The sequence below is a fragment of the Shewanella aquimarina genome, assembly GCF_023349185.1.
GTDB lineage: Bacteria > Pseudomonadota > Gammaproteobacteria > Enterobacterales > Shewanellaceae > Shewanella > Shewanella aquimarina.
Window position 1 is genome coordinate 393070 of the sequence record NZ_JAKIKY010000003.1, and the last position, 24651, is coordinate 417720.

The 24651-nt window shown below is 53.3% G+C and carries 23 protein-coding genes; 15 read left to right on the top strand and 8 right to left on the bottom strand.

Annotated features, from left to right (window positions below):
• Positions 1 to 94 precede the first annotated feature (94 nt).
• The 13 genes from L2731_RS05910 to L2731_RS05970 all read left to right on the top strand — a co-directional run bounded on the left by L2731_RS05910 (position 95) and on the right by L2731_RS05970 (position 10775).
• Positions 95 to 487 (top strand): ACT domain-containing protein, encoded by a 393-nt coding sequence (locus L2731_RS05910; RefSeq protein ID WP_011865665.1) that lies wholly within the window; start codon positions 95 to 97, stop codon positions 485 to 487.
• Between the two features lie 32 nt (positions 488 to 519).
• Positions 520 to 777, top strand: coding sequence for an HPr family phosphocarrier protein (locus L2731_RS05915; protein ID WP_249252233.1), 258 nt, complete (start codon positions 520 to 522; stop codon positions 775 to 777).
• Between the two features lie 11 nt (positions 778 to 788).
• Positions 789 to 2495 carry a phosphoenolpyruvate--protein phosphotransferase gene (gene ptsP, locus L2731_RS05920; protein WP_249252234.1) on the top strand — a complete coding sequence of 569 codons (1707 nt, stop codon included), beginning with the start codon at positions 789 to 791 and terminating at the stop codon, positions 2493 to 2495.
• Positions 2496 to 2561: 66 nt separating this feature from the next.
• Entirely contained in the window at positions 2562 to 3071 is a 510-nt protein-coding gene (gene crr / locus L2731_RS05925) for a PTS glucose transporter subunit IIA (protein ID WP_249252235.1), read from the top strand.
• Positions 3072 to 3333: 262 nt separating this feature from the next.
• Entirely contained in the window at positions 3334 to 3693 is a 360-nt protein-coding gene (locus L2731_RS05930) for an ArsC family reductase (protein WP_239850452.1), read from the top strand.
• On the top strand, positions 3690 to 4820 hold the full coding sequence (gene dapE / locus L2731_RS05935) for a succinyl-diaminopimelate desuccinylase (protein WP_249252236.1): 1131 nt from the start codon (positions 3690 to 3692) through the stop codon (positions 4818 to 4820). The genes L2731_RS05930 and dapE overlap by 4 nt, the downstream gene beginning before the upstream one ends.
• A complete protein-coding gene (locus tag L2731_RS05940) occupies positions 4814 to 5512 on the top strand; it encodes a M15 family metallopeptidase (protein WP_249252237.1) in 699 nt (232 codons plus the stop codon). The genes dapE and L2731_RS05940 overlap by 7 nt, the downstream gene beginning before the upstream one ends.
• 6 nt (positions 5513 to 5518) lie before the next feature.
• Complete coding sequence (locus L2731_RS05945) at positions 5519 to 6352, top strand: alpha/beta fold hydrolase (RefSeq protein ID WP_249252238.1); 834 nt, start codon at positions 5519 to 5521, stop codon at positions 6350 to 6352.
• 105 nt (positions 6353 to 6457) lie between these two features.
• Complete coding sequence (can, locus tag L2731_RS05950) at positions 6458 to 7069, top strand: carbonate dehydratase (protein ID WP_239850448.1); 612 nt, start codon at positions 6458 to 6460, stop codon at positions 7067 to 7069.
• Between the two features lie 219 nt (positions 7070 to 7288).
• Positions 7289 to 8476: an 8-amino-3,8-dideoxy-alpha-D-manno-octulosonate transaminase KdnA gene (gene kdnA, locus L2731_RS05955; protein ID WP_249252239.1), complete on the top strand. Its 1188-nt coding sequence runs from the start codon at positions 7289 to 7291 to the stop codon at positions 8474 to 8476.
• An 89-nt stretch (positions 8477 to 8565) separates the two neighbouring features.
• A complete protein-coding gene (kdnB, locus tag L2731_RS05960; RefSeq protein WP_041511349.1) occupies positions 8566 to 9636 on the top strand; it encodes a 3-deoxy-alpha-D-manno-octulosonate 8-oxidase KdnB in 1071 nt (356 codons plus the stop codon).
• 84 nt (positions 9637 to 9720) lie between these two features.
• Entirely contained in the window at positions 9721 to 10458 is a 738-nt protein-coding gene (gene kdsB / locus L2731_RS05965) for an 8-amino-3,8-dideoxy-manno-octulosonate cytidylyltransferase KdsB (protein ID WP_239850445.1), read from the top strand.
• Positions 10459 to 10520: 62 nt separating this feature from the next.
• A complete protein-coding gene (locus tag L2731_RS05970) occupies positions 10521 to 10775 on the top strand; it encodes a DUF2897 family protein (protein WP_239850444.1) in 255 nt (84 codons plus the stop codon).
• A 160-nt stretch (positions 10776 to 10935) separates the two neighbouring features.
• On the opposite strand, the gene L2731_RS05975 is transcribed toward L2731_RS05970, so the two are convergent.
• The 7 genes from L2731_RS05975 to dapA form a co-directional block, all read right to left on the bottom strand.
• Positions 10936 to 12306: a hypothetical protein gene (locus L2731_RS05975; RefSeq protein WP_249252240.1), complete on the bottom strand. Its 1371-nt coding sequence runs from the start codon at positions 12304 to 12306 to the stop codon at positions 10936 to 10938.
• A 445-nt stretch (positions 12307 to 12751) separates the two neighbouring features.
• Positions 12752 to 13069, bottom strand: coding sequence for a hypothetical protein (locus L2731_RS05980; RefSeq protein ID WP_239850442.1), 318 nt, complete (start codon positions 13067 to 13069; stop codon positions 12752 to 12754).
• A 353-nt stretch (positions 13070 to 13422) separates the two neighbouring features.
• Positions 13423 to 16551, bottom strand: a complete 3129-nt coding sequence (locus L2731_RS05985) for an efflux RND transporter permease subunit (protein WP_249252242.1) — start codon at positions 16549 to 16551, stop codon at positions 13423 to 13425.
• Positions 16548 to 17633, bottom strand: coding sequence for an efflux RND transporter periplasmic adaptor subunit (locus L2731_RS05990; protein WP_239850440.1), 1086 nt, complete (start codon positions 17631 to 17633; stop codon positions 16548 to 16550). Before L2731_RS05990 ends, L2731_RS05985 begins: the two co-directional genes overlap by 4 nt.
• Positions 17634 to 17796: 163 nt before the next feature.
• On the bottom strand, positions 17797 to 20169 hold the full coding sequence (locus tag L2731_RS05995; RefSeq protein WP_249252244.1) for an EAL domain-containing protein: 2373 nt from the start codon (positions 20167 to 20169) through the stop codon (positions 17797 to 17799).
• A gap of 316 nt (positions 20170 to 20485) precedes the next feature.
• Positions 20486 to 21607, bottom strand: coding sequence for an NlpB/DapX family lipoprotein (bamC, locus tag L2731_RS06000; protein ID WP_249252245.1), 1122 nt, complete (start codon positions 21605 to 21607; stop codon positions 20486 to 20488).
• Positions 21608 to 21611: 4 nt separating this feature from the next.
• The gene (dapA, locus tag L2731_RS06005; protein ID WP_239885861.1) at positions 21612 to 22496 is read right to left on the bottom strand and encodes a 4-hydroxy-tetrahydrodipicolinate synthase; all 885 of its coding nucleotides are present in this window, start codon (positions 22494 to 22496) and stop codon (positions 21612 to 21614) included.
• Positions 22497 to 22739: 243 nt separating this feature from the next.
• On the opposite strand from dapA, the gene L2731_RS06010 reads away from it, so the two are divergent.
• Both L2731_RS06010 and bcp read left to right on the top strand, forming a co-directional pair.
• A complete protein-coding gene (locus L2731_RS06010) occupies positions 22740 to 23294 on the top strand; it encodes a glycine cleavage system transcriptional repressor (RefSeq protein ID WP_041511358.1) in 555 nt (184 codons plus the stop codon).
• Complete coding sequence (gene bcp / locus L2731_RS06015; RefSeq protein ID WP_239885863.1) at positions 23291 to 23764, top strand: thioredoxin-dependent thiol peroxidase; 474 nt, start codon at positions 23291 to 23293, stop codon at positions 23762 to 23764. Before L2731_RS06010 ends, bcp begins: the two co-directional genes overlap by 4 nt.
• 178 nt (positions 23765 to 23942) lie before the next feature.
• Here bcp and L2731_RS06020 read toward each other — a convergent pair whose 3' ends face one another.
• Positions 23943 to 24566, bottom strand: a complete 624-nt coding sequence (locus L2731_RS06020) for a LysE/ArgO family amino acid transporter (protein WP_239850435.1) — start codon at positions 24564 to 24566, stop codon at positions 23943 to 23945.
• Between the last annotated feature and the right edge of the window lie 85 nt (positions 24567 to 24651).

Here is a 24651-nt window from a genome sequence, read left to right on the forward strand (position 1 = left end):
TGAAAAATCCCCCGCCAAAGCTCGACAGCTGATATTAAAACTGTGATAAGCTTAACGACATCACATTTTTCTGCATCGGTGGGATCACATAACCATGGCCCGAATGACGTTAGCGGTTCATCCTCAGCTATACAGTATTCACAGCTTCAGCCCAGACAGTGAATTAGTGCCCGAGGTGTTTCGTCAGCCCATGTTTTTTATCGGCAAGACCAAAGATGAACTCTCAGTGGTGGTGCCCGCCGAACTGCAACTCGACAGCCTCGAAGAGGAGAGCGACTGGCGCTGCCTCGAGGTCGTCGGTCCCCTGGGCTTCTCCATGACGGGGATCCTCGCCAGTGTCTCTGGCACCCTGGCAGAAGCCAAGATCAGCATCTTCGCCATCTCAACCTTCGATACAGATTATATTCTGGTGAAGAAGGATAAGCTGCAGCAAGCGATACAGGCGCTGAAGAAGACCAACTATCAGATCATTCATTATCAGGCCTAGCGCCAGAGCGTCATTTCCAAAGAGCGAGTGTTATGTACCAAAAGACAGTCACCATCATGGCCGAACACGGCATTCATACCCGGCCTGCGGCCCTGCTTGTTAAGGCAGCCAAGGCCTATGATTGTGACATCATAGTGGAATGTCAGGGCAAACAGGCCAGTGCCAAGAGCCTGTTCAAGCTGCAGACCTTGGGCCTGTATAAAGGCGTCGAGGTCAAGGTCAGCGCCGATGGCGAGCAGGCAAAACCGGCGGTGGATACCGTCGCCGAGCTGCTTATCACCTTAAATTAACAGGAGTCAGGATGACGATTAGAGGCATAGCGGTAGCGGCGGGCATCGCCTTCGGACAGGCAAAAGTACTACGCACCTATGAAAGTAAACTCGACTATCATCTCTTGCCTCCAGCCCAACTCGCCCGCGAGCAACAAAGACTCAATCGCGCCCTCAAGACCCTCATCAAACAGAGCCAGGCCTGCGCCGCCAAGCTCGACCCCGACTCCGACAACTATCAGCTGATCGAGGCCGATCTCCTGCTGTTAGAAGATGAGGAGCTACTGGCCGAACTCAGCGACACCATAGGCAAGCGCCAATTTTCCGCGGCACTGGCGGTGGAGCACAGCTTCGCCAAACAGGCACAGGCGATGCAAGAGGCCGACTCGCCTTACCTGGCCCGGCGCGCCGAAGATGTATTAAGCCTGGGCCAGCGGCTGATCCGTACCCTGCTCACCGGCCACTGCGATAACCTCAGCCGCCTACCGGAAAACGCCATCGTACTGGCCAAGGATATCACCCCGGCTGAGTTCGCCACCCTGCCCCTGGAGCGCGTCAGCGCCTTGGTACTGCAAACCGGCGGCGTAACCAGCCATACGGCGATTCTAGCCCGCAGCGCCGGCATTCCCACCCTGATGAGCTGCCCCTGGCATAGCCTGGAGGTATCAGATGGCATGACGCTAGCCGTGGATGCCATCAATGGTGAGCTCTATGTTGAGCCTGATGCGGCGCAAGTAAGCGATCTCAACGCCCAGAAACAGCAGGCAGACGAGCGCAAGTCGGCACTGCAGGCCTTGAAGGGCAAAGTGACCCAAACAAAGGATGGCCGCACCATTCCCCTGCTGGCCAACGTGGGCTGCATCAGCGAAATCAATCATCTGGCCGACGTGGGCGCCGAGGGGGTTGGTCTGTTTCGCACCGAGTTCTTGTTCATGAACAACCATGAACTGCCGGACGAAAACCGCCAGTATCAACTCTACTGTGATGCCCTGCAGCTGCTGGATGGCAAGCCGCTCACCATTCGCAGCATGGATCTTGGCGCCGACAAGGAAGTGCCTAGCCTCGCCATGGATGCGGAGGAAAATCCGGCGCTGGGGCTCAGAGGGGTGAGATACACACTCGCCCACCCAGAGCTGTTTAGCGCCCAGCTCAGGGCGATCCTCAGGGCAGCCAACCATGGTCCCATCCGCCTCATGTTCCCCATGGTCAATCAGGTAGAGGAGCTCGAAGCCGTGTTAGCGCTGCTGGAAAGCTGCAAGCAGGAGCTGGTCGAGGCCGAGAAAGGCTTTGGCGAACTCGAGCTTGGCATAGTGGTTGAAACCCCGGCGGCGGTGTTTAACCTCGACTCCATGCTGCCCCTGCTGGATTTTGTCAGCATAGGCACCAACGATCTGACCCAATATACCATGGCCGCCGATCGCGCCAATCCGCTGCTGATCGATCAATACCCCGTGCTCTCGCCGGTGATCATCCGCCTGATCGCCCAGATCATAGAGAAGGCCAAGGCCGCCAAGGTGCGAGTCTCCATGTGCGGTGAGCTGGCCAGTAACCCCAATGCCGCCGCCTTGTTGATTGGACTCGGACTGGAAGAATTTAGCGTCAACCTGGCCTCGCTCCTCGAGGTGAAACAGGCTCTCAGTCGTTGGTCTTACCCAGATTGTGTCGAACTTGCGCGCAAAGCCTTGCAAGTTTCACGCATCGATGCGTTAAATCAATTATTAACACACTGTCACTCTTGATATTTTTTGAGTATGCTAGGCATAATTCATCACGACACATCAGCGTGCTAACACAGGGGCAAATTAATGGGATTTTTGAGCCGCATAAGACGTTTAATTTCTGGTCAGCCACCCATCACGGGCGGCATTGATGTTTATGCGCCAGTGTCGGGCGAGATCGTGGCAATCGAGAAAGTGCCGGATGTGGTCTTTGCCGAGAAGATAGTCGGCGACGGCATCGCGATAGCCCCAAAAGGAAAACAGATAGTGGCGCCCATTGATGGCACCATAGGTAAGATCTTCGAAACCAACCACGCCTTTAGCATAGAGTCGCCTCAAGGCCTCGAACTGTTCGTGCATTTCGGTGTCGGTACGGTCGAGCTCAGGGGCAACGGCTTCACCCGCCTGGCCGAAGAGGGCCAGCAGGTCAAGGCCGGCGACCCCATACTCGAGTTCGATCTCGACTATCTCAAGGAGCATGTAGAGAGCCTGCTCACCCCCGTGGTGCTGGCCAACATGGAAGATATTCAGGGGCTCGACAAGCGCCACGGCAGTATCGAAGCCGGCAAAGACGTGATCTTCTCGGTTCAGCTCTAACGCGCACTATCACCCGGTGCATTCAGTGCCGGGTTCCCTTAACTCACTTCAGCAACTCGTTAACCCTTAGCCTAAGAATCACCATCAGCTGAATGATTTTTTTTCAAACAGACACTTGCCCCGTGCTTAACCCTTGAGGCGAACTCGACTCGGTGCCACAATGAGCAGCAAGTAGAAGTGGTCGCCAGCGAAGCGGCTAAAGTATTACAAAAGCCCTAGTTTACAGAAGCACTCACGTTTCGCTAAACGGCCTTTGCCCCACATGGAGAATCAAATTTTGACCCTATACGGTATTAAGAATTGCGACACAGTCAAGAAAGCGCTCAAGTGGCTAGACGCCAACCAACAAGCAGTGACCTTTCATGACTTTCGCGTCGACGGCCTCACCGAGGAACACCTTAACGCCTGGGTCGAGCAAGTCGGCTGGGAAAGCCTGTTTAATAAACGCAGCACCAGTTTTCGCAACCTGAGCGATGACGAAAAGGCCGATATCGGCAAGGATAAGGCGATCGCCCTCATGCTCGCCTATCCCACCCTGATCAAACGTCCCGTGCTGGATCATCAGGGACAGGTAAGCGTTGGCTTCAAGCCCGCTCAATACGAGGAGATCTTCAGCCGATGAGCCAGGAAGTCCTCACACTGGCACAGGATCTGATTGCCAGAGCCTCGGTCACCCCGCTAGACGAAGGTTGTCAGCCGCTGATGGCCGATCGCCTCAAGGCCAAGGGGTTTAATATCGAATCTATGGTATTTGAAGATACCACCAACATGTGGGCGCGGCGCGGCTCAGAAGGTCCGCTATTCTGCTTTGCCGGCCATACAGATGTGGTGCCGGTTGGCGATCTTAACCGTTGGCACACACCACCCTTCGAGCCTGTGGTGATCGACGGCTATCTTCACGGCCGTGGCGCCGCCGACATGAAGGGGTCACTCGCTGCCATGGTGGTCGCCACCGAGCGATTCGTCGACAAGCATCCAGATCATAAGGGCTCTATCGCCTTTCTGATCACCAGCGACGAAGAAGGCCCCTTCATCAACGGCACTACCCGGGTGATCGACACCCTTGAAGCCCGCAACGAGAAGATCACCTGGTCACTAGTTGGCGAGCCCTCCTCTACCCATAAGCTAGGGGATATCGTCAAGAACGGTCGCCGGGGCAGCCTCACGGGTAACCTCGTCGTCAAGGGCATTCAGGGCCATGTCGCCTACCCACACCTGGCCGACAACCCCATCCACAAGGCGGCGCCTGCGCTCGATGAGCTGGCACGCATGAAGTGGGATAACGGCAACGAATTCTTCCCGCCGACCAGTTTTCAAATCGCCAATATCAATGGCGGCACGGGCGCCTCAAACGTGATCCCGGGCAGCCTGGAGGTGATGTTTAACTTCCGTTATTCCACCGAAGTTACCGCCGAGATCTTAATTCAGCGGGTACTCAATATTCTTGACGCCCACGGGTTGGACTATGAGATCAGCTGGATCTTCAACGGCCTGCCGTTTCTCACCGATGCAGGCCCGCTGCTGGATGCCACCCGCGAGGCGATCCATGAAATCACCGGCACAGAGACAGACCCGCAAACCTCTGGCGGCACCTCGGATGGACGTTTCATCGCCCCGACTGGCGCCCAGGTGATCGAGCTTGGCCCGGTTAACGCCACCATTCACAAGGTCAATGAGTGCGTCAAGGTCGAGGATATCGAGCAGCTCGCCAAGGTGTATGAACGTATCCTGGAAAAGCTCCTGTGCTAGAACCGGCAATCTATGGTTTTGATGAGCCAACACTCGTAGATCACCAGGGCCACAGGCTGGCCCCCGAGTGCGCCGCGCAGCTTACCAAGATGCAAGGCGCCGCCGCCAGCGATGGAATTAACATTGCCATCTGCTCCAGTTATCGTGATTTCAATCGCCAGCTCGGAATATGGAATGCCAAGGCGAGCGGTAAGCGGCCGGTATTGGACGCGGCGTCTCGGCCAATAGACATCGAGACGTTAAGTGACAATGAGCTGCTAGATGCCATACTGCGCTGGTCGGCATTGCCCGGCATGTCACGCCATCATTGGGGCACAGATCTGGATCTGTTCGACGCAAACGCCATCAGCCAAGCATCCCTCGAGCTTATCGACAGCGAGTATCAGGTAGGTGGTCCCTGTCACGGGCTGCATCAGTGGTTAGTGGCACACGCGGCTGACTTTGGTTTCTATTTTCCCTATCAGGCAGGTCTCAGCGGCGTCAGCCCAGAGCCTTGGCACCTGAGTTATTACCCACTGGCCGATAGCCATCTGGCCAGCTTCGATATCCATGCATTAGAGACTCGGCTCGAGCAGGCGGATATCGCGCTTAAGGACCCAATTCTCGCCCGACTGGAGGAGCTGGTATCACGCTATGTCTACTTCGTTGCTCCTTCGCCCAACGGGCCGGTTAACCCAATTATCAATGAGTGATCTCACATGAACCTCGACAATTTTCGTCACAGTTTCAATCTCAACGGCCACCAGATGAGCTATCTGGATGTCGGCCAGGGCCCAGTCTTACTGCTCGGCCACAGCTATCTCTGGGACAGCGCCATGTGGGCGCCGCAAATCGCCCACCTCAGCCAGCATTATCGCTGCATAGTGCCGGATCTCTGGGGCCATGGTCAGTCAGATCTGCTACCAAGCGATTGCCGTTCACTTAAGCATCTCGCCGAGCATTATCTGGCGCTGATGGACAGCCTGGAAGTGGATGAATTCTCAATACTTGGGTTATCTGTTGGCGGCATGTGGGGCGCAGAGTTAACCTTGCTTGCGCCGCGCCGCGTGAAAACGCTGGTGATGATGGGCTGTTTCCTCGGCTTCGAACCCGAAGTCAGCCGCGCCAAATACTACGCCATGCTCGATGCCATGATGGCTGCCGGGCAGTTGCCGCCGCCACTGATCGACCAGATAGCGCCGCTATTTTTTGCCGATGAGGTCGAACAAAAACAACCTGATCTCATCGCCGCCTTTAAGGCCTCGCTCGCGAAGTTGGCGCCAAAGCGGCTGGAGAGCATCTCTCGCCTCGGCCGCATCATCTTCGGGCGCCGGGACATCATGGAAGATGCCGCGCAGTTTACCCTGCCGACGCTGATCATGACAGGCACCCAGGACAAGCCCAGACCTGTGCTGGAGGGCTATCTGATGCATGATGCCATAGACGGCAGCGAGTTTTTACATATTCCGGAGGCGGGCCATATCTCAACCCTGGAACAGAGTGAGTGGATCAATCAGCACCTGAGTGATTTTTTCGCCAAACATTTGAGCTAAGCCAGCAAAAAAACGCTAGCCTAGACTGAGTAGACCAGCAGGGCAAATCTTTGATGCTAGAATGCAGCCCTGCAAAATCTTCTTCATCGACATGATGTTAACTAAATGAAACTACTTAAACCTTTGTTCGACAACAACCGCCGCTGGGCCAACCGCATCCTGGAAGAGAATCCTAAGTTCTTCGAGCAACTGGCCCAACAGCAAAATCCCGAGTATTTGTGGATTGGCTGCTCGGACAGCCGGGTACCGTCGAACCAGATCATCGATCTCATGCCCGGCGAGGTATTCGTACACAGGAACATCGCCAACATGGTGATCCATACGGATCTCAACTGCCTCTCAGTGCTGCAATATGCCGTCGAGGTGCTCAAGGTGAAACATATCATGGTGGTGGGCCATTACGGCTGCGGCGGTATCAAGGCCTCCATGGGTAAGGAGCGCCTGGGACTGATCGACAACTGGCTGGGGCATATTCGCGACATCCATCGTCTGCACGCCAAAGAACTCGCCGAACTTGATGAGAAGACCCGCTTCGATCGCCTGTGTGAGCTCAACGTCATCGAGCAGGTGGGCAATGTTGCCAGTACCACCATAGTGCAAGATGCCTGGGAACGCGGCCATAAGGTGGCGGTACACGGCTGGATCTACAGCGTCGACAACGGCCTGCTGTCGGATCTCGACGTTACCGTAGACATAGATACCTTTCGCAGCAGATAGCTCCCAGACACATCACCTCCTCCTTTAAGGCAGGCCACAGCGCGCATGATGGTCAAATCATGCGCTATCGCCAGGCCCCCTCGTGTAAAAGCAAAAAAAAGCCTCCTATTTCAGTAAATATTCCTTAATAAACATCGCAGTTTTACACCCATCGCGTTTATAATTCGCATTGATTTATTTTTCGCGCCGCGGGCGCAGCGAATGCTAAGGAACTATTCCATGCCTGGTTTTGAATTATTTGGTCCTGAAGAGAAACAGGAAGTTGCTGACGTAATGGAAAACGGTTTTACCTTCCGTTACAACTTTGATCACATGCGTAATGACCGCTGGAAGACGCGTGAGATGGAGCAACTGCTCTGTGAGAAGATGAATGTCAAACACGCCCACCTGCTCTCGAGCGGTACCGCTGCACTGCAAACCGCACTAGCCGCCGCTGGCATTGGCGCAGGCGATGAAGTGATCGTTCCTCCATTTACCTTCGTGGCCTCTGTCGAAGCCGTGTTTATGGCTGGCGCCGTCCCGGTGTTTGCCGAGATCGACGAGACACTATGTCTGTCACCGGAAGGCATTGAAGCGGCTATCACGCCACGCACCAAGGCCGTTAACCTAGTCCACATGTGTGGCTCTATGGCTAAGATGGATGAGATCAAGGCCGTCTGTGAAAAGCACAACCTAGTGCTACTGGAAGATGCCTGTCAGGCCATCGGCGGTAGCTACAAGGGTCAAGCCCTGGGTACTATCGGCCATGTAGGCTGCTACTCATTTGACTCTGTTAAGACCATCACCTGTGGCGAAGGCGGCGCGGTGATCACTAATGATGAAACCATCTATAACCACGCCCATATGTTCTCTGATCATGGCCATGACCATGTCGGCAATGATCGCGGCGCAGAAAGCCACCCTATCATGGGCCTGAACTTCCGCATCTCTGAGATGAACTCGGCACTAGGTCTGGCGCAGCTTCGCAAGCTAGATACCATCATCGACATTCAGCGCAAGAACAAGAAACTCCTGAAAGACGCCATGGCAGCGCTGCCAGAGGTGAGCTTCCGTGAGATCCCAGATCCTGAAGGCGACTCAGCCGGTTTCCTAAGCTTCATGCTGCCGACCGAGGAGCGCACTCAGGAGATCAACAAGAAACTGGCCGAAAACGGCGTCGATGGCTGCTTCTACTGGTATGTAAACAACTGGCACTACCTGTCAAACTGGAAGCACATTCAAGAGCTTAAATCACCAGCCGCTCTGCCGATCACATTAATCGCCGACAAACCTGACTATACTCAGGTGTCTGTGCCTAAGTCTGATGCCATCATGAGCCGCACCATTTCGATGTTGATCAAGCTCTCTTGGACTGAAGAAGAGATCGCCCAGCGCATCGAGAACATCAAGCGCGCCTTTGCCGCTTAACTCTCGTCTCTCAAATTCCCGGTCGCAGCGCCTTGTTTGGCCCTGCGACGTTACTTTTTACACTAGATGTCTCAATGGAGAATGCTGTAATGAGTTTTAAAAATTTCAAATGCGTACCAAAAATGATCTTTGGTCGTGGTTCATTCGCGCAGCTCGATACCGTACTCGAAGAAGAGCGTAAGCAAGGCGAAGATTTCGTGGTCTTCCTGATCGATGATGTTCATCAGGACAAGCCACTGGCGCAGCGCGTACCCGCTAAGCCACAGGATCTCGTGATCTACGTTAACGTGGACGAAGAGCCTACCACCAAGCAGGTTGATGATCTCACCGAGCAGGTGCAAGCCTTTAACAGCAAGCTGCCCGTTAGCGTTATCGGTCTGGGCGGTGGTTCAACGATGGATCTGGCCAAGGCCGTTTCACTCATGCTTACCAACCCAGGTGGCAGCGCCATGTATCAGGGTTGGGATCTGATCAAGAACCCTGCGGTTCACCATATCGGTATCCCTACTGTGTCAGGTACCGGCGCCGAAGCTTCACGCACCGCCGTACTTTGCGGCCCGGTACGTAAGCTAGGTCTGAACTCTGACTACACAGTATTTGACCAGATCATCATGGACTCAGAGCTCATCGACGGCGTGCCGACAGATCAGTGGTTCTACACGGGTATGGATTGCTACATCCACTGCGTCGAGTCACTACAAGGCACCTTCTTGAACGAGTTTGCCAAGGCGTTCGCCGAGAAGTCGATGGACCTTTGCCGTGAAGTCTTCTTAGACGATCACCCAGAGAAAGACGACAAGCTGATGATGGCCTCTTACATGGGCGGCATGAGCATCGCCTATAGCCAGGTAGGTGCCTGTCACGCAGTTTCATACGGCCTTGGTTATGTATTGGGTTACCACCATGGTATCGGTAACTGCCTGGCGTTCGACGTACTGGAAGAGTTCTACCCTGAGGGTGTGGCCGAGTTCCGTCAGATGATGGACAAGCACAACATCACCCTGCCGAAGAACATCTGTAAAGACTTGCCAGATGAAACCATCGCTAAGATGGTCGCCGTCACCAAGAGCATGGGACCACTCTGGGCCAACGTCTATGGCGAAGGTTGGGAAGAGAAAGTCACCGACGAAATGTTGACTAAACTGTTCCGTCGAATCTAACCTGTAAGCTCAAGGTGTAAGGGGCTCCTAGTGGGCCCCTTCTCTTATGCACTGCGGCACACTGTAACTGATAGGTATATCCAAATGAATGTGACTCTGTTAATCCCAGCACGCTATGGCTCTAGCCGTTTTCCGGGCAAGCCACTGGCGCCGATTAACGGTAAGCCGATGATCCAGCATGTTTACGAGCGTGCGGCGCTGGCAAAAGGTTTAACCGCCATCTATGTGGCCACCGACGATCTGCGCATCAAGGAGGCGGTAGAAGCCTTTGGTGGCAAGGTGGTGATGACAGATGAGAAGGCGGCCTCCGGCACCGACAGAATCGAAGATGCTATCACTCAACTCGGTCTTGCAGACGAAGATCTGGTAATCAACCTACAGGGCGATCAGCCACTGATCGATCCTATCTCTATCGAACAGATCATTACCCTGTTTGAACGCCACCCAGGTGAGTTCGGTATGGCCACCCTAGGTTATGAGATCACCGAAGAGCATGAGCTGGACGATCCCAAGCACGTCAAGATGGTGTTCGACAACCAGTATAATGCGCTGTATTTCTCGCGCGCCCGTATCCCCTTCGGCCGCGACACAAACGACTACCCGGTTTACAAACACCTGGGCGTCTATGCCTACACACGCGAGTTTGTCCGCACCTTCAATAAGCTGCCACTGGGCCGTTTAGAAGATCTCGAGAAGCTGGAGCAGCTGCGCGCACTGGAGCATGGCCATAAGATCAAAGTCGCCATCAGCGCCTTCGACTCGCCCGAGGTGGATACGCCGGAAGATATTCGTATCTGCGAAGCCCGTCTGGCAGTCGACTAGCCGGTACTGAGCTAGCCAATCCAAATCTAGCGGATAAGAATTGAAAGCGAGGGAGAGAGCGGATGTCGAGTCTTGAAGTCTGGCTCATCATTATCTTGGTGCTTGGGGTGATCGCCAGCAACCTGGCGGTGCTTAAGTACAGCAGCAAGTTTAAGATGACCCAATTTGGTAAGCCGCATCAAAAACCCGATGCGAAAACTGCGCGCGGTGAGGCAGATCAAGATGCAGGCAAAGATGATGAGACTCGCAAACTCGATACGCCCATAGGTGATAAGCAGGCGAGCAAGACTGACGACGCAGCCAAAGACAAGGATTAAGCGCTCTCTGGCGCCAACTTAGCTTTCGCCGTCATTCGCTGATAAGAGCTGCTGATAAGAGCTGCGAGTAAAAACTGCTATCAAAAGCTACAACAAGACAAAGGCTTACCTAGGTAAGCCTTTTCTATGTGAAGGCCCCTCTGCTTATAAGGGCCTTCAATCACTGAAACAGTTTTGCCCTGTGTCCCAAGGGCTGGGTGTCATCACGACTCAACACCAAGGTGTAGTTGCCGGTTTGATCGATCGCCATAGCGCCCGATTGATATACTAAGGTCAGAGTGCCATTCTCTTCCTTATGGACCAAGCTGATATCATAGTCCCCGCTCGGCAGGTTGATTTGCGCCAGCTCGGTAAAGCTCAAGTAAGTCAGCTTATAGACAGCCGTGTCAATCGTCTCACCTGGGCGCACGAAGTAGAGATCTAGGCTGTCAAAGCTGTCGATAAGATTTGCTACCGACAGGGTATGCTCGAAGGCATTTGGCCTGTGATCGTGGGCAATGGTCATCCCCAGGGTCTGCCCGACGGCATTGTCAAAGATCACCAGTGTCTTACTCTCATCCTGATTAAATGTCACCAAGAGGTTGTTAGCCAGCAGCTCATTGGTGTCACTCGAGAAAACACTCACCCCATAATCATTGTAATCTATCGCCTTGAAATCATTCAGCGCATGGGGCGAGAGCCCAGGTAAGAGAACACTCTCGGCATCGCTACTCAGCTGCAGATCGAGGGCGCTGTCTTGGTTTAACGCGTTATAGACCCTAAATTCGGCATCGGCATCTTGGTTGACATAGGCAACCGGCGTCCCTGTCGAATCGACATTATCGACGATCAACTTAGGCTCTCCAGGGCCGAAACTGTTATGAATGACTAGTTTGTTGACCGTTTCACTGGTCAATATCAACGTACCCGTACGAAATACAGGTTCCGCCTGACCAGGTTCAGTCAGGTACAGCAAGTACTCTCCAGTGTCTAGCATCAGGGCCTGGGTATGTTGCATATAACTTAAGTTGCCCAGCAGCTGCGCCTCGTTAAAACTTTCACTCGCCTTGGCCAGATAGAGATCATAGGCGCCCTCGCCCATGGCAGCGTGTATAGCCAAGACCTGCATCTTGCTTTCGTCACTGTCGAGATCGCCGTTGGCCTCATCCATCTCATCACGCTCATATCGAATGTCCAGGTATTCACTCTTCTCGTAATCGCCGACAAGCACCAAAAGGCGGTTGTCACCTTCCTTAAGATCGAGTGTGAATTCATGAAGCTCGACACTGTCACCGTTGGCGTCATAGCCACGAATGCTAGCGTCGGTTTCCCCTGTTGGATATTCATAGCGAGGCAAGGCATCACTATAAGAAACTGCAGTATAGGCATATTCATCGAGTACCAAATGGCTCGCCACGCTATTTGGCGATGCATTATAAAACTGGATATAGGCAGCCTTATTTTCACTCGACTCATCTGAGCCACAACCGGTGATAACCAGGGCCAAACCCGCGAAAAGTGCCAACTTTAGATTGCATTTTTTAATCAACATAAATTTCCTTAACAGATTAATTACAAAGGCCTTACCTATGACAAACTTTTTGCGTCAAGAAATGTCAACCAGGGTAATAGACTGAAAAGGAAAGCTCGCCGAGTGTATGGTTTAAACGAGCCTGATTAAGCCCTTGTCGGATTAAGTCTCGTCGGAATAAGTCTCGTTGGATTAGCTGCGTTTAGTTAGTTGTAATTGATGGGCTGTGATTGATGGGCTGTATCGGATTGGCTGTATCAGTCTTAGCTAAGTCTCTTTCTCAGCAGCTTAACCGCATCAGTTGTACGGCAGCGATATAAATGCTCGCTTGCCCCATAGCCATAAGGGCAAATACGACGCATGTGGAAAATAAAAAAGCCAGCCCAGATGAGGGCTAGCCTTTTCTCGATATAAACTTAAGCAGGCATTCTTACAATGAGAGTTAAGCTAAGAGTTAAAATGAAAGTTAAGATGAGAGGCGCTGCACCCAGTCCTCGGGATCGGCGACGATAAACTGATAACGTTCACCATTGCTGAGGCTCACCTGGATCCCATCGGGCGTGATAGGCAGAATCCCTGCCCCCTTGCCCCAGCAGGTCTCCACCTTCACTATCTCATTTAAAGGCAGGTGGTATGGGCCGTAGAGGCAGTCTGAGCTGACAGATTTAAAATCCAGCGCTTCGCGGCTCATGGTGAGTCGTCCATCGACTCGAATGGCATTCTTCTGCAGCGTGGCCGGTGCCGATTTGGGCTGACGCTGCGCAGTCTCGATAGATAATGTCATCTGCATTACTCCCTGTTGCATCTAAGTGTTGCATCTAATTGTTGGTTTCACTCTACTATATTCGCCCCTTCTTGTTAATGAGACGTTAGTGTGCAATCGGTTTTGTGGCACTAGCTGTATGGCAAGCTAGGATGACACAGACAGTGATTTTCTCTAGCCCCCTGGCTTCCCCTTTACCACTGCCCATTTGTGACTTGGCAGGCATAAAAAAGGCCAATCAAAAAAGATTGGCCTTTGAACTTACTCATCACTCGTACTATTTGCTAATACTAAACACTAATACTAAGTCCTAATACTAAGAACTAATACTAAGAACTATTACTCAGTCCTAATACCAAGCGCTAATCTGGGCGCTAATCGGCGTTTCGTAAGCCTGACTCATGATGTGTATCTAGCGCAAGTTCTGCCTCGAGACGTTGGCTGATCTCTTCTGGCGAACCTGTATTTCGCGCGATCAAGCCATAGGCAACCGGGATCACCAGCAGGGTAAAGAAGGTCGCCAGAATAATACCCGACAATACCACCACGCCTATGACGAAACGCGTCTCGGCGCCCGCCCCTTGAGCCAACACCAGTGGAATGGCTCCAGCCGCCGTGGTGATCCCCGTCATCAAGATGGGACGAAGACGCTGGCTGGCCGCCTGGATGATCGCCGTATCGAACGCAATGCCTTTATCACGCAGCTGATTGGCAAACTCGACGATCAAGATACCGTTCTTGGCCGCCAGTCCCACCAGCATGATGATACCGATCTGGCTGTAGATGTTCAGGCTCTGCCCTGTGATCCACAGGCCTATCAAGGCACCCAAGGTCGCCAAGGGCACGGTCAGCATGATCACCATGGGGTGAATATAGCTCTCGAACTGCGCCGCAAGCACCAAGAAGACGATGCCTAGTGCCAACAGGAAGACGAAATACATGGAGTTACCCGATTCCTGATAATCCAGCGATTGCCCCTTGTAGCTGATCACCGTCTCGGCCGGCAGATAGGTGTAGGCCAGATCGTTGAGGTAATCGAGCGCCTCACCCAGGCTATAACCATCGGCTAGGTTGGCCTCTATGGTAATGGCGCGCATACGGTTGTAGCGGTTTAGCTGACTGGCGTCGGCAAACTCCTCCACCGACACTAAGTTAGCCAGGGGGATAAGCTCGCGGCTTCTATCCGAGCGCACATAGATGTTACTCAGATCGCTGGCGGTATTCTGATTATCCCGGTTACCCTCGATGATCACGTCATATTCTTCACCGTCGCGCATAAAGGTGGTCACCAGGCGCGACCCCAACATAGACTCCAGAGTGCGGCCGATATGGGAGATAGAGACGCCGAGATCCGCCGCCCTGTCCTTATCGATCACCACCCTCAGCTGCGGCTTGGTTTCCTTGTAGTCATGATCAAGGCCCACCAGATTCGGATTCTCCTTGGCCTTCTCCAGTAATATGTCGCGCCACTTGGCGAGTTCTTCATAGCTTGGGCCGCCCAGTACAAACTGCACCGGCTTACCCACGCCGCGACCGAAGGCCTGACGCATCACGGGAAAAGCGCGCACACCGGCGAGATCCGACAGACGGGCACGAATGTCACCTATGATCTCGAAGGCACTACGACGGGTCGCCCAGTCTTCCAGCACGATAATCGCCATGCCGTTGGAGAAGTTAGCGTTGCGTCCAAAGCCGCGAGGCGCACGGATCAGCAAGCGTTTGATGTCACCGCTTTCGACCAGCGGCATCAGACGCTCCTCGATCTCATCCATATAGGGGGTGATATATTCGAAACTCGCCCCCTGAGGACCGTTGACGATCAGGAACATAGAGCCCCTGTCCTCTCTTGGCGCAAACTCCTGAGGTACCTTGGTCATCAGATAGCCGCTAAGCCCTAAGGCGATAACCACCAGGGAGCTGACGATAAAGGGATGGGTCATGGCGCGCTTGAGCGTGGTACGGTAACCCGCAGACAACCAGTTCATGCCCGCATCTATCTTGCGCACCAGCCAAGGATCTTGCCCGGCAGGCTTAAGCAGCTTAGAGCACATCATGGGGCTCAGGGTCAGGGCCACCAGGCTCGAGAAGATCACCGCCGCACTCATGGCCACCGCAAACTCCTTAAACAGCTTACCCAGATCCCCTTCAAGGAAGGTGATCGGCATAAACACAGCCACCAAGACCAGGGTGGTGGCGACCACGGCAAAGGCTACCTCGCGTGAACCGAGAAAAGCCGCCTTCAGTGGTGAGTCGCCCTCCTCGATGCGTCTGTGGATGTTTTCCAGCACCACGATGGCGTCATCCACCACCATACCGATGGCCAGGATCATCGCCAGCAGGGTCAGCAGGTTAATGGTGTAACCCAGGGCGTAGAGCACGATAAAGGTTGCCATCAAGGACACAGGCACCGTCAACGCCGGGATCAGCATGGCGCGCACGCTGCCAAGGAAGAGATAGATCACCACAATTACCAGGAACATGGCGATAAACAGGGTCTGGTACACCTCCTTGATGGAGGCCTCGATAAACACAGAGCTATCGTAGGAGCGTTTGATCTCCATGCCCGCAGGCAGTGTCGGATTGATCTTGTCCACCAGGGCGTTGGCGGCGCGAGCCACCTCTAGGGTGTTAGAGGTAGACTGCTTGGAGATCCCCAGGCCTATCATGGCCTCACGGTTACCGCGGAAGGTGATGCGCTCCTCTTCCGAGCCTATCTCTACCTTAGCCACGTCGCCGAGCTTGATGAGGTAGCCATCTTCCCCTTCGGCCAGCACCAGATTATTGAAATCTTCCGCCGTCTTGAAGGTGCGCTCCAGGCGCACGGTAAAGTGTCTATCTTGGGATTCCACCGAACCAGCCGGTAGCTCGACGTTCTCCGAGCGCAGCACAGACTCGATATCCGACACCGTCAGATCTCGGGCCGCCAGGGCCTGACGGTCGATCCACACCCGCATGGCGTACACCTTACCCCCACCGATACGAATATTGGCCACGCCGTCGATCACCGAGAAGCGATCCACCAGATAGCGGCGGGCATAGTCGGTGAGCTGCAAGGTATTCATCTGATCCGAGACCAAGTTGAGCCACATGATCACCTCATCACCGCCATTGGCCTTCTGAACCTCTGGGGGATCGGCCTCTTCCGGCAGGTTATTGAGCAAACCCGAGATGCGGTCGCGCACATCGTTGGCCGCCGCCTCGATATCCCGGCCGACGTCAAACTCTAGCGTCACAGATGAGCGACCATCGCTGCTGGAGGAGTTGATGTTACGTATCCCCTCCACGCCACTGATCCTGTCTTCCACCAGCTGAGTGATACGACTCTCCACCACAGCCGCACTGGCGCCGCGGTAGCTGGTCTGCACCGAGACGATAGGCGGATCGATATTGGGATACTCGCGCAAGGGCAGCTTTTCGAAGGAGACCAGACCAAAGGCGATCAGGAGTATGCTGATGACGGACGCAAAAACCGGTCGTTTTACCGACAAATCCGTCAAGATCATGCTAGCGGCTCCACCTTAGCTTGTTGGTTGAAACTAAAGTGTTCACTGTACTGCACCTTAACCGTATCTCCTGGGCGCACCTTGAGGATGCCACGCACCATCACCTGCTCGCCCACCTCGACGCCGCCGACTATCTCTACCCAGCCGCGCTTACGTAGGCCTAGTTGCACCTGACGACGCTCGACCACGTTTTCTTCGTTCACCAGATAAACGAAGTGATCTTTCTGAATAGGAATAATCGCCGCTTCTGGAATGATAAGCGCTTCGCGGCTCTGCTTGATCAGCTTCACCTTCATCAACATACCGGGCAGCAGGCGCAGCCCCTTGTTGGGGATCTCGGCCCTGACCGTCACGGCGCGAGTCGTCGGATTGACCCGGCTATCGACAGACACCACCTTACCGGTAAACAACTCGCCTTCGAAGGCCACGGCACTGGCCTCGACCGACTTACCAATAGCCAAAGACTGCAGGAAGCGCTCCGGCACTGAGAAATCCAGTTTGATGGTGGAGATATCATCTAAGGTGGTGATAACAGTGCCTGGGGTCACCAGGCTCCCCTGACTCACCTGACGCAGACCCAGGCGTCCCGAAAACGGCGCCAAGATGCGTCTGTCTTTGAGGGAGGATTCGGCCTGTTCTAACTCGGCCTTGGCGGTATCGATAAGGGTCTGCAGCCTGTCACGCTCCAATGCAGCGACCGTCTGGCTGGTCACCAGGGAGCTGATCCGCGCCAGTTCGCGCTGATGATCTTTCATCTTAACCCGGGCCACTGTCACACGGGCGATCTGTTCTCTGTCTTGCAAACGTACCAGAAGCCGGCCCTTCTCCACCATCTGACCGTCGCTGAAATTAATCTCGGTTACCATGTCGGTAACCTTGGGGGTCACAGTGATAGATTCGTTTGCCTTACCTGTACCCAAGGCCTCAACTTCGTCGCGAATAGGCTGCATTTCGGCCTTTGCCACCACCACATTCGGCGTGGGTCGCCCGCGCGGCCCCTTAGGCGTTTCGGTTTGCTGAGTGAAATAGTAGGTGGCGGCGCCTGCCGCTAAAAGCATTGAGATTATTATCGTTTTTTTCATCAATCTTCCGAAAGAATGCGCATTATGTTATCGGTAGTTTACCTTGGAATGTAGGTGCTTCAAGGCGTTTTACCTTTGCTTACAAACTTAATACACCATTTACATTTTTGCCCGCCATGAGGCACAAAAGAGTATAGTATCAATCGCTAAATGATACGCTTGATCATCTAAAGAAGGGCGACTGAGTCAGCATAAGCAGCAGCTTTTCCTCGCTAACGGAGGGATTCATAAACTCCCCCTGACCATAGTCACAACCAAACAACAGTAACGTCTGATATTGCTCGCGGGTTTCTATCCCCTGAGCCAGAGTATCGATATTCAAGCTGCTGGCGAGATTGATGATGGTCTCTAAGATCATTTGGTTATCGTATGCCATCTTCATGGGACTGATGAGTCCCTGGGCTATCTTGAGGCGATCGAACCTGAGTGTCTGCAAATACCCAAAGCTTGCATGGCTGGCGCCCGCGTCATCCAGGCTCACCAGTACGCCGAGGGACTTTGCCCTGGCAATACAGTGCTTCACCTTGTCGAAGCCGGCGACTATGCTGGCCTCCGGGATCTCTAAGCCCAAGAATTTGGCCAGATCCTCCCCCTTTGTTACCATCCCCTCCAGTTCATCAAACAGAGCACTGCCGTCACTGGCGAGATTCACGCTCACGCGAAAGTCCTCAGGATAGGTGCCGTGATAGCGTTTGAGATGGGCCAGTATAAGCCTGGCGACCACAGCATCGACCAGCTGAAGGGCCCCCTGGCGGCGCAGCGGCGCCAATAATCGCCGGGGTGAAATGGTTCCATAGCTGGGATGCTCCCAGCGCAACAGCGCCTCGGCACCGATCAGTTTGCCATCCTTGAGCCGGTATTGAGGTTGAAAGCTGAAATAGAGCTCCTCCTGGGCGGCGGCTAGCTGAAACTCCTGACAAATCTGCGTCTCCTGCAGCTCGGTCTGCTCACCACTGCTGAACACACAAAGACGCTGCCGCCCCATCAATTTTGCCCTAAGCAGCGCCTGATCGCCCCTGCGCAAGAGATCTGACGCCCGCATCCCGGATGAGAAGCAGGTCACCAGCCCCAGGCTAACCGACAGCGCGAGAGAGATCCCGCCAAGATCCAACACCGCCTGCATCTGCTCGCGCAGGGCGTCGACCCGCGAAAGGCACTCAGATTCTGATTCGATACCCATCAAGAGCAGGCCAAACTGATCCCCTCCCAGCCGACAAATGGTGTCCTGGCTCGCGATAGCTGCCTCTGTGCGCTGTGCAAACACCCTTAGCAGCTCATCCCCTAAGTGATGACCATAGGTATCGTTAACAGCCTTAAAGTGATCTATGTCGAGCAGCACTAGGCCGAGCCCTTTGGCAGAAACGCCATTTTCGGCGGCTTCATTGAGCTTAGCGATCGCCTGATTTAAGCGGTCGATAAATAGCATACGATTGGGTAGCTTAGTTAAGCCATCATAGAGAGCCATCTGCGTCAGGTTGGCCTTAACATTCATGCGGCTAATGGCATTGCGTATATGTTTGGCGCAAAACACCAGCAGCTGCTGATCGGCTTCGCTATAACGATAATCACCATGATAACTCTGCACCACGACGATGCCACGAAAAGCCTCGTCGCCGAAGGGTACACCGAGCCAGGCCCTTGGCATAGCGCCATTGATCGTTATCTCTCCCTGAGCCACCAAAGCCTTAATCTGCGCCTCGTCCACCAGGAGTGGTTTGTTTTTCAGCAGCGTATAGGCGGTGATCCCAAGGCATGAGGGTAACAGCGGCAATTCGGTATCTTCGGCGAGCTGTTCGTATTGATCCACATGATAGGGAAAGTGCAGCGTTTGGCCATCTTCACTCAGTAGCGCGACATAGAAGTTATCCGCCTTGACCAGGCGGGCAATGCAGGCGTGTAGCCTTTGGTAGAAGGCTCTAATCGAGTCGGTCTCGAAGATGATCTCCGCGATGGCAAACAGGGTGTCTTGGATCTTACTGGCATATTCCAGATCCGCCACCCGCTTTTGCAGTGTCACCAGATTGTTGGCCCTGTGGATCTTCAGTGCAGCGATGGAGGCAAGGGCAAACAAGATGCGCTCATGCTGAGAGGTGTAAAAATTCTTCTTAGGATGCTCGGTGTCTATCACCCCTATCAGTTCACCATCCATCAACATGGGCACCGCAAGCTCTGAAAGCCTGGGGGCGTCATCGACGATATAGTTAGGAAACTGCCGGGTATCACCGACGATCAAGGGTTGTTTGGTCTTAGCCACTGTGCCGACAACGCCCTCCCCCACCTTGAGTTCGATAGGCGCGAGGATCTCATGACCGCTAGGGTTCTTATCACCGAAGCTGGCCTTCTGCATCAAGACGCCCCGCGCAGGATCCAGCAGGTAGACGACCACATCATCAAAGCCTAACTGGGAAACCACATTCTGTGCCAGGTGCCAAAGGATCTCATCTACCCCGCTTAGCGAGAGCATGTCGATAGCAAACTCACTGATAATCTTCAGATATTTTGCGTCTACATCCTGCAGTGGCACCTTAGCTGGCATCTCAACCTCGGCTAAACATTTCCGTCAATCTAATGACTGATAATATCACTAACTATATGGCATAGATGCTTGGCTCGCCATCGGCCGCCACAGGAAACGGGCCGCAGGAACACGATGGGGGAAACAGGCTGAATAGCTCCATGATGCCCAACACAGAGGGACTAACGCTTACGCACAAAGCGTATTTAAAGGACTGCGAAAGCACGGCTAACGAATAGCGGCATGCTTCCAGCCACTTTATGGCGCGCTAGACTGAAGAGGAGAAACAAAAAAGAGGCCTCATGGCCTCTTTTTATTTGGATAAGCTTATCTGAGTCTATCTGACTTTGCGGTCTTCACTCATCAGCTCGGCCATGCCATCGTATACGGTCTCGACCACAGCATTACTCACCGGAGCATCTTCCTTGTCTTTCAGGTAGATGCGAGTCTTGGCATTATCACGCTTATCTTGCTCAATTTGCAGGCGATAGGACCCTTCTTCCATCGGCAGCTTCTTATCGCTCCACAATGAACTCCAGAAACCTGAATCATCGCTCACGTTGATATAATAAAGCCCCTTGTTGCTATCCATATCGACGATTTCAAAGCCTAGCTCTGGCAATACGATTCGCAGACGATCCCAGGTACGGCTGTAGCTGGCATCTGCCAACCAGTAGCTCTGCACTGGCGTCTCATCTTCGGCCACAGTTGGAGCCTTCACCAAGTCTACCTCGATGCCCAAGCTCTCACGCAGGCGCTTGGCCTTGATCGCCTTCGCACGCTTCACGCTCATGTAGGCGATGGTGTTGTTAAGCATATCAACCGTATAGCGACGCTTATCTTCACCGGTCAGCAGGATATCCTGCGCCTTACCATCGAAGCTCTCTTCGTGATCAATCAATTCGATAGCAAGGTTACCGCTACGGCCATGTGGACGCACATTGACGGTGAAACGATAGCGTTGACGTACCGAGTAAACCTCGTCGGCACCCCACATAGATGAGTCGATAACCTCTTGATTTTCAATCCAATCAGTTTCGATAACACCGGTTTCTCTATCCTCTTTGAGGATCTTGATCTCGTGCTGACTAAAATATTCATCCAAGATGCCGAACAGCTCGCTGCGCAGGTCGATATCGTTATCGATAGACTCGACCACAATCTTGATGCTGTCGCTAGACTCTTCCACATGGGTACCTTCTGCCATCGGCAGTACCTGTAACGGTGGACGAATATCGAGTTTCTTGCCAACTAAGGTTCTATCGACCTTGCTGCCAACCTCTGGAATATCGTATTCGGTGTTATATTTAGGCTGATTCAACCCTTCTGGGATCACCAGTTTAGGCGCAGCCGTCACAGTGGCATATTCGTCATTGCCATTGGCCTGACGTCTGTCGATAGGCGTGCTGCAGGCCGTTACGGCGGCAACCAGTAGGATTGGAGTAACTTGCTTTAGCATCTAATTATTGAACCTCTATTCCGGCATTCTTCATCGCTTCTAGCAACAGACCATGATATTGCTCGGAAAGTTCCGTTAATGGCAAGCGAATATGTCCTTGACTGATCAAGCCCATACGGTGCGCCGCCCATTTCACAGGGATAGGATTGGCTTCACAGAAGAGCGCGCCGAACAGCGCTTTCATTGGCGCCTCAGCCTTGAGGGCACCTTCGAGATCGCCCTTAAGGGCTGCGTCGCACATCAGCTTAAACTGCTTAGGCACTATGTTATTCGCCACAGAGATCACGCCATTGCCACCCAGGGTCAGAAACTCACGAGCCGTCGCGTCATCACCGCTATAGAGCATGAAGTCATCACCACAAAGCTCACGCAGCTTTGCCACGCGGCTGAGATCGCCGGTCGCCTCTTTTAGGCCTATGATGTTTGGCACCTCGACCAACTGGGCGACGGTTTCAGGCAACATGTCCACCGAGGTACGGCCGGGCACGTTGTAAAGAATTTGTGGAATATCGGTCGCGGCCGCGACCGCGCGATAATGGGCCACCAAGCCTTTAGGTGTCGGCTTGTTATAGTAAGGCGTCACGCCTAACATGGCGGCCACCCCAAGATTGGCCTGCGCCTTGGTCAACTCGATCGCTTCGGCGGTGGCATTTGCGCCGTTACCACCGATAACAGGAACGCGTCCGGCGGCAAATTTTACCGTGTGGGCAACCACTTCAATATGTTCTGAAAGAGGTAAAGTGGCTGACTCGCCGGTCGTGCCGACGGCAACGATGGCGTCAGTACCCTGTTCAATATGGTACTCAACCAACTTCTCGAGACTTGCATAATCGACTGAGCCATCACGATTCATGGGTGTGATTAAGGCTACGATGCTTCCGTTTATCATGTGATTTCCCCAAGGATTCAGGACTGGCTATGGTACTGATGCTCACAGGTAAAAACAAGCATAAGTATCCCTAGATCACAGAGAATGATAACACCGCTCCCCATAGGTCAAATGTTTGACTCTTTATCACGACAGGGATCTCAAAACTGATAACTTGTGATAGCATAAGCCTCCTTAAAAAACGCCGAAAATGTCAATCGACGCTTATTTGTACAACGAGTTACCAATCAATGGGGGAATTTCATGTCCAATCATCTGGTCGTTACCGCACTGGGTTCTGATCGTCCTGGTATCGTCAGTAAATTTGCCAGACTCGCAAGCGAATGCGATTGCGATATCGTCGATAGCCGTATGGCCCTCTTTGGTGGTGAGTTTACCTTGATCATGATGATTTCAGGCGCCTGGGCATCGATCACTAAGATGGAAGCCAGCCTCCCTGCCCTGAGTGTCGAACTTGGTCTGCTGACGGTAATGAAGCGTTGCTCTCAGCATACGCCGCCAAACTATGTTTCACGCCTGGAAGTGACCTTTAACGGTAAGGACCAGCGTGGCACCATGAAGCGTATCACCCAGTTCCTGGCCGATCGTTCACTGGATCTGGCCGCCGTGCGCTCCCATGCCGAAGAGACATCAGACGGCGAGCCGGTGCAGAATGTCTTCCTAACCATCAATGTGCCAGAGAAGGTGGATATCGAAAAACTCGAACAAAATATCGCCGCCCTCGCCGAAGAGATGAACCTAAGCTGCCATATCGAACGTATGCAGGGTATCGAAACACAACCTAAGGATGACCTATGAAAACCTTAACCCAGGGCGAAATGGCGCCTAACTTTACCCTACAAAACCAGGCCGATGAGACAGTCTCCCTCAGCGATGCCCTCAAACAGGGCCCTGTACTGGTCTATTTTTATCCAAAGGCCCTGACCCCCGGCTGTACTGTGCAGGCCTGCGGCTTAAGAGACAGCAAACCAGACCTAGACACTCAGAAGGTCACCGTGTTTGGCATCAGCCCGGACCCAGTGGCCAAGCTTGCCCGCTTCGCCGATAAGCATGAGCTGAATTTCAGCCTGCTCAGCGATGAAGATCATAGCGTTGCCGACGCCTTCGGTGTCTGGGGTGAGAAGAAATTTATGGGTAAGATCTATGACGGCATTCACCGCCTCAGCTTCCTGATAGGTCAAGACGGTAAGGTGGCCCATGTGTTTAATAAGTTTAAGACCAAAGACCACCATGAGGTTGTCTTGAATTATATTCAGGAAAATAGCTAGCACACGCTCATTTTCGACAAAAAAGCCGGCAATGCCGGCTTTTTTATTATTAGTTAACCTGTCTGGCTAACCTCGTCACTGTACTAACTCAATACTCTACTCACTCATTACTGTACTAAATCATTTAAGTATTTGCTCATTTAAGTAGTTAGCTCAGAAGTATTCGCCTAGCTAAATATCAACCAAAGAAGGCGCTAACATAGGGCCACAACAGCGCCGCAGCTATGCTCCACATGGTGAGGAAGATGAACCTGTCTAAGTAACACCATGCCTTGGGTCGCTTGAACAAGGGGCTTAGGTACCTTGCGCCTAGGCTAAGGGCAAAGAACCACACAAAAGAGGCCAGTACGGCGCCGGCGCCAAACAGATGCCTGTCCTCCTGCTCAAACTGGGTACTGATGCTACCCAGCAACACCACGGTATCCAGATACAGATGCGGGTTAAGCAGGCTGATCCCCAGGGTCGTTAACAGTGCAGCCCTCAGCGTATCAGCCCCCTGAGTCGACTCGGTATCCAGGCCTTGTGCATGGAAAGAGGCCTGTAAGGCCCGTCCGCCATAGACCAGCAGGAAGGCCGCCCCACCTAGGCTCGCGATATCCTTGATTAAAGGAAAGGCCAGAATCAAATGTCCCAGGCCCGCCACACCTGCAGTGATCATCACGGCATCGATAAAAGAACACAGTGCGGCGATAGGCAATGAATGGGCCCGCTTTAACCCTTGTTTCAATACGAAGGCATTTTGCGCCCCAACGGCGATGATTAGGCTACCACCGACCCCAATCCCCTGAATGAATGCTTGCACGAGAAAACTCCAAAAAGAACCACGACTAATTTCAGGGCGCAAGCATAGCTAGCTTCTAAAAATAAACCTAGCTAATAAATTTAAT

Bases quoted from the DNA above. Each gene is read 5' to 3' on its own strand.
- crr (WP_249252235.1), top strand. From the start codon at position 2,562: ATGGGATTTTTGAGCCGCATAAGACGTTTAATTTCTGGTCAGCCACCC.
- kdnB (WP_041511349.1), top strand. From the start codon at position 8,566: ATGAGTTTTAAAAATTTCAAATGCGTACCAAAAATGATCTTTGGTCGT.
- L2731_RS05990 (WP_239850440.1), bottom strand. From the start codon at position 17,633: ATGAAAAAAACGATAATAATCTCAATGCTTTTAGCGGCAGGCGCCGCC.
- L2731_RS05945 (WP_249252238.1), top strand. From the start codon at position 5,519: ATGAACCTCGACAATTTTCGTCACAGTTTCAATCTCAACGGCCACCAG.
- L2731_RS05975 (WP_249252240.1), bottom strand. From the start codon at position 12,306: ATGTTGATTAAAAAATGCAATCTAAAGTTGGCACTTTTCGCGGGTTTG.
- can (WP_239850448.1), top strand. From the start codon at position 6,458: ATGAAACTACTTAAACCTTTGTTCGACAACAACCGCCGCTGGGCCAAC.
- ptsP (WP_249252234.1), top strand. From the start codon at position 789: ATGACGATTAGAGGCATAGCGGTAGCGGCGGGCATCGCCTTCGGACAG.
- L2731_RS05980 (WP_239850442.1), bottom strand. From the start codon at position 13,069: ATGACATTATCTATCGAGACTGCGCAGCGTCAGCCCAAATCGGCACCG.
- L2731_RS05970 (WP_239850444.1), top strand. From the start codon at position 10,521: ATGTCGAGTCTTGAAGTCTGGCTCATCATTATCTTGGTGCTTGGGGTG.
- dapE (WP_249252236.1), top strand. From the start codon at position 3,690: ATGAGCCAGGAAGTCCTCACACTGGCACAGGATCTGATTGCCAGAGCC.
- L2731_RS05930 (WP_239850452.1), top strand. From the start codon at position 3,334: ATGGAGAATCAAATTTTGACCCTATACGGTATTAAGAATTGCGACACA.
- L2731_RS06010 (WP_041511358.1), top strand. From the start codon at position 22,740: ATGTCCAATCATCTGGTCGTTACCGCACTGGGTTCTGATCGTCCTGGT.
- L2731_RS05985 (WP_249252242.1), bottom strand. From the start codon at position 16,551: ATGATCTTGACGGATTTGTCGGTAAAACGACCGGTTTTTGCGTCCGTC.
- dapA (WP_239885861.1), bottom strand. From the start codon at position 22,496: ATGATAAACGGAAGCATCGTAGCCTTAATCACACCCATGAATCGTGAT.
- L2731_RS05910 (WP_011865665.1), top strand. From the start codon at position 95: ATGGCCCGAATGACGTTAGCGGTTCATCCTCAGCTATACAGTATTCAC.
- bcp (WP_239885863.1), top strand. From the start codon at position 23,291: ATGAAAACCTTAACCCAGGGCGAAATGGCGCCTAACTTTACCCTACAA.
- L2731_RS05915 (WP_249252233.1), top strand. From the start codon at position 520: ATGTACCAAAAGACAGTCACCATCATGGCCGAACACGGCATTCATACC.
- kdnA (WP_249252239.1), top strand. From the start codon at position 7,289: ATGCCTGGTTTTGAATTATTTGGTCCTGAAGAGAAACAGGAAGTTGCT.
- kdsB (WP_239850445.1), top strand. From the start codon at position 9,721: ATGAATGTGACTCTGTTAATCCCAGCACGCTATGGCTCTAGCCGTTTT.
- L2731_RS05995 (WP_249252244.1), bottom strand. From the start codon at position 20,169: ATGCCAGCTAAGGTGCCACTGCAGGATGTAGACGCAAAATATCTGAAG.
- bamC (WP_249252245.1), bottom strand. From the start codon at position 21,607: ATGCTAAAGCAAGTTACTCCAATCCTACTGGTTGCCGCCGTAACGGCC.